Source organism: Nonomuraea composti, assembly GCF_012034275.1.
In the GTDB taxonomy this organism is placed as follows: domain Bacteria; phylum Actinomycetota; class Actinomycetes; order Streptosporangiales; family Streptosporangiaceae; genus Nonomuraea; species Nonomuraea composti.
Genome location: NZ_JAATEP010000010.1, coordinates 254341 through 261614, shown reverse-complemented (window position 1 = coordinate 261614; position 7274 = coordinate 254341). Strand labels below are relative to the sequence as shown.

At 72.5% G+C, this 7274-nt stretch carries 9 protein-coding genes; 3 read left to right on the top strand and 6 right to left on the bottom strand.

What is annotated here, in order from left to right:
* Nucleotides 1–509: 509 nt before the first annotated feature.
* The 3 genes from HCN51_RS17185 to HCN51_RS17175 all read right to left on the bottom strand — a co-directional run bounded on the left by HCN51_RS17185 (nt 510) and on the right by HCN51_RS17175 (nt 2451).
* A complete protein-coding gene (locus HCN51_RS17185; protein ID WP_428981541.1) occupies nt 510–896 on the bottom strand; it encodes a VOC family protein in 387 nt (128 codons plus the stop codon).
* A gap of 2 nt (nt 897–898) precedes the next feature.
* Complete coding sequence (locus tag HCN51_RS17180) at nt 899–1276, bottom strand: VOC family protein (protein ID WP_168010588.1); 378 nt, start codon at nt 1274–1276, stop codon at nt 899–901.
* A gap of 170 nt (nt 1277–1446) precedes the next feature.
* Nucleotides 1447–2451: a S1 family peptidase gene (locus HCN51_RS17175; RefSeq protein WP_240972909.1), complete on the bottom strand. Its 1005-nt coding sequence runs from the start codon at nt 2449–2451 to the stop codon at nt 1447–1449.
* 309 nt (nt 2452–2760) lie between these two features.
* Between HCN51_RS17175 and HCN51_RS17170 the strand changes: the two genes are divergently transcribed.
* Nucleotides 2761–3219, top strand: a complete 459-nt coding sequence (locus HCN51_RS17170; protein ID WP_168010586.1) for a hypothetical protein — start codon at nt 2761–2763, stop codon at nt 3217–3219.
* Here HCN51_RS17170 and HCN51_RS17165 read toward each other — a convergent pair.
* The 3 genes from HCN51_RS17165 to HCN51_RS17155 form a co-directional block, all read right to left on the bottom strand.
* Nucleotides 3213–4343, bottom strand: coding sequence for an MFS transporter (locus HCN51_RS17165; RefSeq protein ID WP_168010585.1), 1131 nt, complete (start codon nt 4341–4343; stop codon nt 3213–3215). The genes HCN51_RS17170 and HCN51_RS17165 overlap by 7 nt on opposite strands.
* Nucleotides 4344–4455: 112 nt before the next feature.
* The gene (locus HCN51_RS17160) at nt 4456–4908 is read right to left on the bottom strand and encodes a MarR family transcriptional regulator (protein ID WP_206067102.1); all 453 of its coding nucleotides are present in this window, start codon (nt 4906–4908) and stop codon (nt 4456–4458) included.
* Nucleotides 4905–5258: a winged helix-turn-helix transcriptional regulator gene (locus HCN51_RS17155; RefSeq protein ID WP_080043854.1), complete on the bottom strand. Its 354-nt coding sequence runs from the start codon at nt 5256–5258 to the stop codon at nt 4905–4907. Before HCN51_RS17155 ends, HCN51_RS17160 begins: the two co-directional genes overlap by 4 nt.
* A gap of 92 nt (nt 5259–5350) precedes the next feature.
* Here HCN51_RS17155 and HCN51_RS17150 point away from each other — a divergent pair, with 92 nt between their 5' ends.
* On the top strand, nt 5351–5929 hold the full coding sequence (locus HCN51_RS17150) for an NADPH-dependent FMN reductase (protein ID WP_080043853.1): 579 nt from the start codon (nt 5351–5353) through the stop codon (nt 5927–5929).
* A 57-nt stretch (nt 5930–5986) separates the two neighbouring features.
* Nucleotides 5987–7270, top strand: coding sequence for a TIGR04013 family B12-binding domain/radical SAM domain-containing protein (locus HCN51_RS17145; protein ID WP_346433681.1), 1284 nt, complete (start codon nt 5987–5989; stop codon nt 7268–7270).
* The last annotated feature ends 4 nt before the right edge of the window (nt 7271–7274 follow it).

Sequence of the window (7274 nt, the reverse complement as noted above, 5' to 3'; positions counted from 1 at the left end):
GGGGGGGGGGGGGGGGGGCGGGGGGTGGGGGGGGGGGGGGGGGGGCCCGGGGGGGGGGGGGCGGGGGGGGGGGGCGGGGGGGCGGGGGGGGGGGGGGGGGCTGGCGGCGCTGAGCCTTCGGTTGTACGAGCCGGCGGCACCGTTGATCGCCCCAGTGGCCGTCACCGCGGCGGCGGGGTGGTGGTGGCTGAGGGGGGTGACGAGGCGGTGAGCGGGCGGCGCGATTGTCCGGGTCGGGCGGCGGCTTCACGGTGAATGTCGTCGTGCATGCCGGTGCCGGGTGTGTGATGGGGTCTGGTGCAGGTTCTACGCGTTCGTCGCGGGCGGGCCGGCGGTCACGGTGCTCGTCTTCGAGGTGCCGGCGGCGCTGCTGACCACCGCCGGCTTCGACGAGCTCGTCAGGATGTACCCGTACTTCACCGCCGCTGCGGTCGCTGCCCTTCAGGACGTCCGCCCTGTTCCAGCACGTCGGCGGCCTCGCCGGCCGTGCAGCGGTACCTGTCCGAGCCTCAGGGTTCGAGTTGCAGGACCGACAGGATGTTGCCCGAGGGGTCGGTGAACCAGGCGACCGGAGGGCCGTCGCCGCCCCGGAGGATGCCGCGCGCGTCCTGCTCGAACCCGTCGTAACGCTCGAACCGGACTCCGCGCGCCGTCAGCTCGTCCACGGCCTTGTCGATGTCCTCGACGGGGAAGTTGAGGACGGTGAACGTGGCCGGCACGTGTGCGGGCCCCTTCGGGTAGACGAGGACGTCGCCGCCGAGGTGCAGCGTCAGCATGCCGCGCTCCTCGGTGACGCGGATGCCGAGCGTCTCGCCGTAGAACCGCTTGGCGGCCTCGACGTCGCCGACGGAGAAGCCGCTGAACGCCTTGCTCGTGTCGAACAGGGTGTCGGGCATGGTCACATCCCCTGCCGGTGCTCGTCGCTGAGCTGGATGATCTGGACGTAGTTGCCGTCCGGGTCGATCGCGGTGGCGAACAGGCTGCCGTCGCGGTCCTCCAGCCCGGCCAGCCACTGCGTGCCCGCCTGCTCCATGCGGGCGGCGACGGCGCGGGCGTCCTCGACGTCGAAGTTCAGGATGACCCTGCCGGGCTCCTGGGTCTTGGCGGAGATGTCCGTCCGCGTGTCGATGAACAGGAAGAACTCCCCGAACTTGAGCACCCGGTACCCGTTGACGTCGCTCTGCTCGGCGGGGTCGAGCGCGGAGGTGTACCAGGAGGCCAGCCGGTCGGGGTCGGTGCTGGACAGCAGCAGGCTGCCGAGGACGGGTCGCTTCATCGCGAGTTCCTTTCTCTTCTTCCTCTTCTTCTCCATGTGCGGACCAGGCCACGGGGGAAAAGTCATCGGAAGATGGGAAAGATCGTGTGATGGAAGCGAAATAGCGCGGCGCGCCCTGGGGAAAGGACGCGCCGCGCGGTCTCGACGGGGAAGGGCTCAGCCGGTACGGGTCAGCCCGTGGTGAGGGTGAGCCCGTACGCGCCCAGCGCCTCGTTCACCGGCTGGTGGTACGTGGTGCCGCCGACGCTGCAGTTGCCCGAGCCGCCGGACGTCGTGCCCTGGGCCTGGCTGCCCGAGATGAACGAGCCGCCGGAGTCGCCGGGCTCGGCGCACGCGCTGGTGCGGGTCAGGCCGGTGACGGTGCCCTGGGCGTAGCGGACGGTGGCGTTGTGCTGCTGGATGGTGCCGCAGCGCCAGCCGGTGGTGGAGCCGGAGCGGCAGATGGACGCGCCGACGGAGGCCTGGGTGGAGCCTCGTACGGTGACGTTCGCGCCGCCGGAGCCGCGTACGTACGGGGTGACGGTGTTGCCGGGGGCGGCGACCCAGGCGTAGTCGTTGCCGGGGAACGACGAGCCCTGGAAGGTGCCCGTCGGGTTGGTGGTCCTGGAGCCGGCCCGGCCGCAGTGCCCGGCGGTGACGAAGCCGGGGGTGCTGCCGCGGGTGACGGAGAAGCCGATGCTGCAGCGGCTGGAGCCGATGTAGTAGGCGGCGCCGCCGATGATGTTGATGAACGTGGTCGGCCGCTCGGCCGTGGCCGTCACGACGACCGCGCTCCTGTCGACGCCGGCGGCGGCGACGAGGGCCTCGGCGGCCTCGACGGTGGGTGCCTGGACGGAGACGGTGTTGGTCTTGACGTCGGCGTACCAGAGCGAGGCGCCGGCGGTGGCGCGCCTGGGGGCCCGGTCGAGCTGCGCGACGATGCCGTTGAGCTGGGCCAGCGAGCGCTGGACGACGACGGGCTGCGCACCCTTCGCCTCGATGGTCGGGGCCGCCGCCGGGTCGGTGGTGGCGACCATGAGCTTGGAGGCGTCGTCGTTCAGCCAGGCGCCGCCGTACGAGCCGCCCAGTGCGGGGGTGAGGCTCGCCTCGGCGGCGGCGGCGCGCTCCTCGTTGGCCAGGCGGGTGATGACCTGTGCTTCGGAGAGGCCGAGGTCGCGCTCGAGCGCGTCGATCATGGCGGGGGGGGCGGGGGGGGGAGCGGCGGCTTGTGGCGCCGTGTCAGCTGCTGCGGGGCTGAGGGGGGTGGCCAGGCAGACGGCGAGGATGGCGCCGCCTACCAGCGCACAGCGTTTACTCGACATGTGCACTCCTCGGGTGGGGGTGCTGTCAAGCTAACGGTTGCTTCGGTCCCTGCTTAGATACCAAACGAGCACTATTTCGGTGTTATGGACCCTTTACGGCCATCGACCCGAATATGAAATTTTCAGCCTTTAAGGCGCCGAGCGTGAGGGATGGGTAAGGTGCCGTGGCTGGAGGTGTTCTCTGTGCGTAATGGTGTTCGTCATCTGCTCGGCGCCGGCGCAGGACTGCTGGCCACACCGCTGATCGCGGCGGGCCTTCTCTACTTCGTCAGCGGCCGGGCCCTGGCCGCCTGGATCGCCGCCGTCGCGCTCGGCGCCACGATGGCCGTCGTCGGAGCCCTGGCCGGATCGCGGGTCTCGCCGCTCGGGTCGCTGGTGCCGGGGCTGGCGCTGGCCGCCGTGGCGGCTCTCGCGTACGTGCCGGGGGTGCCGGTCGCGGGGCTGCTGCCCGCCGAGTACGCCGAGCCGTACGCGCGGCTGGCCGAGACCTGGGCCCTGCCGCTGGCCTGCGTGCTGCTGGCGGCCTCGGTGTTCCCGGCGCGCTGGCGGGGCGCCGCCCGCCCGGAGCCGCCGGCGGAGCCCGAGGAGGAGGCCGTCCCCGAGCCGCCGCCGCTGCCCAAGCGCATCCCGTCGCGTTACTGAGCGATCAGGGCGATGATCAGGTACGTGAGCGCCACCAGGGCGAACGTCGTCCCGTGTGACAGCGAGGACGACGCCGTCCCGTACCCGGCGTAGACCCCGAGCGTCACCACGTTCGTCCCGAGGCCGGCCACGGAGGTCACGGTGGCGCGCGCCGGGCCGCTGATGCGCTCCTGCAGCCGCGCGTCGGCCAGCACCTGGGCGAGCTGGAACGCCCCGACGGCCACCGCGATCGCCACGAACCCGGCCGGGTGCCCGCTGAGCGCGCCCGCCGCCATGGCCAGGGCCGCCAGCCCGAGCAGCGCGCCGTACGCGCGGCCGCGCAGGCGCCGCTCGGCGGGGCCCGCGAGCAGGCCGCCGGCCGTGGCGCCCACCCAGACCAGGAGGATCAGCAGCGGGATCGCGGCCTTGGCCACGCCGGTCTCCTCGCCGAGGAACGGGACGTACTCCTCCAGCGCGCCCCAGATCGCGGTCACGAACGCGACCAGCAGCACCGCGCGCAGCACCTTGCGATCGGCCCTGGCCAGGCCGACGCCCTCACGCAGGGTCGCCAGGTAGCCCTGGCCGCCGGCGGCGGCGGGCGTGCGGTGCTCGGGCAGGGTCAGGGCGGTGGCCGCGCACAGGACGCAGGCCAGCACGCTGGCCGCCCCCACGGCCGGATACCCGCCGGCCGCGAACACGGGCGCGGCCAGTCCGATGGCCGCCGCGCTGCCGGCCAGCCCGAGGGCGGTCGCGCGGCCCATGACGGCCGCGTACCCGCCCGCCCGGCCGCGCCGCTCCATCTCCTCGTACGCGAGCGCCTCGTACGCGCCGGAGACCAGCGCCCCCTCGGCCCCCCACAGCACGAACCCGGCCACGAACACCCAGTAGGAGGGGAACATCACCCACAAGGCGAAGCCGAGCCCGCTCAGCAGCGGCCCGAGGAACAGCAGCAGGCGCCGCGAGACGGTGTCGGCCCAGGCGCCGGAGGGGATCTCCAGCACCATGCCCGTCACCGCCCAGATGACGAACAGGGACGAGACCTCGGCGACGGAGACCCCGGTGTCGGTGAACAGCAACGCGTACACCGGGTAGATCAGGATGAACTCGCTGAGGAACGCGTAGACGTACAGCGAAACGACAAGCATGGGACCTTCCAGGGGACGAGAGGGGGCTCCGAGTGCTTGCCGTCTCGGAGGCCCGCGCGCCCCGCGCAGGTCCTGGGTCGTGCATCAATGTCGCCAGGTCATACCGGCGAGTCTAGGGGGTGACGGGCCCGATGCGCGCGCGGAAATCGCGGCGCTCCAGCGCCTTGAGCGTGGCCGTCATGAGCTGCTCCAGCGGCACGGGCAGCTCGGCGTCGAGCTCGCGAACGGCCCGCTCCGTCGCCGCCCACTCGGCCTCGATGAGGGGGAGCGCGGCGCGGGCGCGTTCGGTGAGGTGCACGATGCGGTGGCGGGCGTCGGCGCCCTTCTCCAGCGTGACGAAGCCGCCGCGGCGCATCTGGACCACCGTCTGGCTGGCGGCGGAGTGGGTCACGCCGATCGCGGCGGCCAGGTCCCTGATGGGCAGGGGGCCCCGCGCCACCAGCGTGCGGACGACGGGCGAGTAGCGGGGGCGGTAGTCGGGCAGGCCGTGCTCGGCGTAGACGTCGGCGATCGCGCCGTCCATCAGCTCGTGCACGTGCCGCATCAGCGTGCCCAGTGCGATCACGACACCAAAGTAACAGTGCTGTCGGGCTCCTCGTCCGGCAGCGGGATCCACTTGTGGGACCACTTCACCAGCTCGTCGAGGGTGGGGCGGAGCTCCTGGCCCATCGCGGTCAGGTGGTACTCGACGCGTACCGGCGAGGTGGCCAGCACGCGCCGCTCGACCAGGCCGGCGGACTCCAGCTCGCGCAGGCGCCTGGCCAGCATCGTGTCGTTGATGCCGGGGATGGCCGCCTTGATGTCGGCGTAGCGGTGGGCGCCCTTGAAGATCATGTGGATCACGGCGCCGGTCCACCGGGCGCCGATCAGCTCTAAGGCGATGTGGAAGCGGGCGCAGACCTGGTCGAGGCTCATGCCTCACAGTCTACCGTTTGCTAAGGAATCTGTAGCTACTCAATAATGTTGAGCAAGCAGTCACCCCTGACATCCCGCATTGAGGAGCGATCATGGACAAGCCCGTCCTGCAGATCATCGTCGCGAGCACCCGCCCCGGCCGCGCCGGCCGCGCCGTCGGCGACTGGGTGCACGCCAAGGCCGTGGCCTCCGGGCTCTTCGAGGTGGAGCTGGTCGACCTCGCGGAGGTGAAGCTGCCGTTCCTGGACGAGCCGCACCACCCCAGGCTCAAGCAGTACGTGAACGCCCACACCAAGGAGTGGAGCGCCACCGTGGATCGGGCCGACGCGTACGTGTTCGTGACCCCCGAGTACAACCACAGCTTCCCCGGCGTGCTCAAGAACGCCCTCGACTACCTGCACCACGAGTGGCAGCACAAGCCGGCCGGCTTCGTCAGCTACGGCGGCGTCTCCGGCGGCACCCGCGCCGTCACCGGGCTGCGCCACGTCGTCAGCACGCTCAAGATGGTCCCGGTGATGGAGGGCGTGATCATCCCGTTCGTGCCGCAGTTCATCGGCGAGGACGGCACGCTGCACCCCAACGACGTCATGGAGGCCGGCGCCGACGCCATGTTCGGCGAGCTCGCCCGCTACAGCGGGGCGCTCGGCGCGATGCGGCAGCCGGTGGCCTGAGCGACGCTGCCCCTGGGCGCGATGCGGCGGCCGGTGGCCTGGGCTACGCTGCCGGACGTGGCGCTGGCAGTGGATGTGGTGGTCCGATACCGCAAGGCGGTGACGTACGGCGTGCACGCGCTGCTCGCCGCCCTGGACACCGCGAAGGTCGAGCACGGGCTGCGGCTCGGCACCACCCCCGAGGAGACCGCCGCGCACATCCAGGCGAGCCAGGCCGACCGGGTGCTCGTGCTCTGGTCGTTCTACTCGCCCGACGCCGACGCCATGGCCGCCGAGCTGGCCGAGGTCCGGGCGCTCAGCGGCGGCCGCGGGCTGCACATCGCCGGCGGCGTGCACGCCACGGCCGAGCCCCAGCAGGTCATCGACGCGGGCTGGGACCTGGCCGGCATCGGCGAGGGCGAGTCGACGATCATCTCCCTCGTGCGGGCGCTCCAGGAGGACGCGCCGCTCACCACCGTCCCCGGCCTGGCGATCAAGGACGCCGACGGCGTCGCGCTGCGCACCAGGCCGGCGCCCCAGCTCCCGCTCGACGCGTTCCCCTCGTTCGTCGGCAGGAGCGGGCCGATCGAGATCACCCGCGGCTGCCGCTACACGTGCCGCTTCTGCCAGACGCCGTTCATGTTCGGCGGCCAGTTCCGCCACCGGTCCGTGGCCAGCGTGCGCGAGCACGTGCGCGGCATGGTCGAGCGCGGCCTGCGCGACGTGCGCTTCATCACGCCGACCTCACTTTCGTACGGCTCCCCCGGCCCCGACCCCGATCTCGGGGCGGTGGAGGAACTGCTGTCCGGCGTCAAGGAGGAGCTGCCGCCGCACGGGCGGGTCTTCTTCGGCAGCTTCCCCTCCGAGGTGCGGCCCGAGCACGTCACGCCCGAGGCCATGCGGCTGCTCAAGCGGTACGTCGCCAACGACAACCTGATCATCGGCGCCCAGTCGGGCTCCGACCGGGTGCTGGCCGCCTCCGGGCGCGGGCACGACACCTCTCCCGTCCGCGACGCCGTCAGGATCGCCGTCGAGCACGGCTTCCGGCCCAACGTCGACTTCATCTTCGGCATGCCCGGCGAGTCCGAGTCCGACCAGGCGCAGTCGCTGCGGCTCGCGAGCGACCTGGCCGACCTGGGCGCGCGCATCCACACGCACACGTTCATGCCGCTGCCCGGCACGCCGTGGCGCGACGCCGAGCCGGCGTTCATCCCGCTGGAGACGATGAGCGAGCTCGACCGGCTCGCGCAGCGCGGCGACGCGTACGGGCACTGGCGGCGGCAGGCCGAGCACGCCGTCCGCCTGGCCGAGGCCGCCAAGGCGTACCCGCGCAGGGCCCGCCGCAGGCGCGCCGCCGACTAGTCGC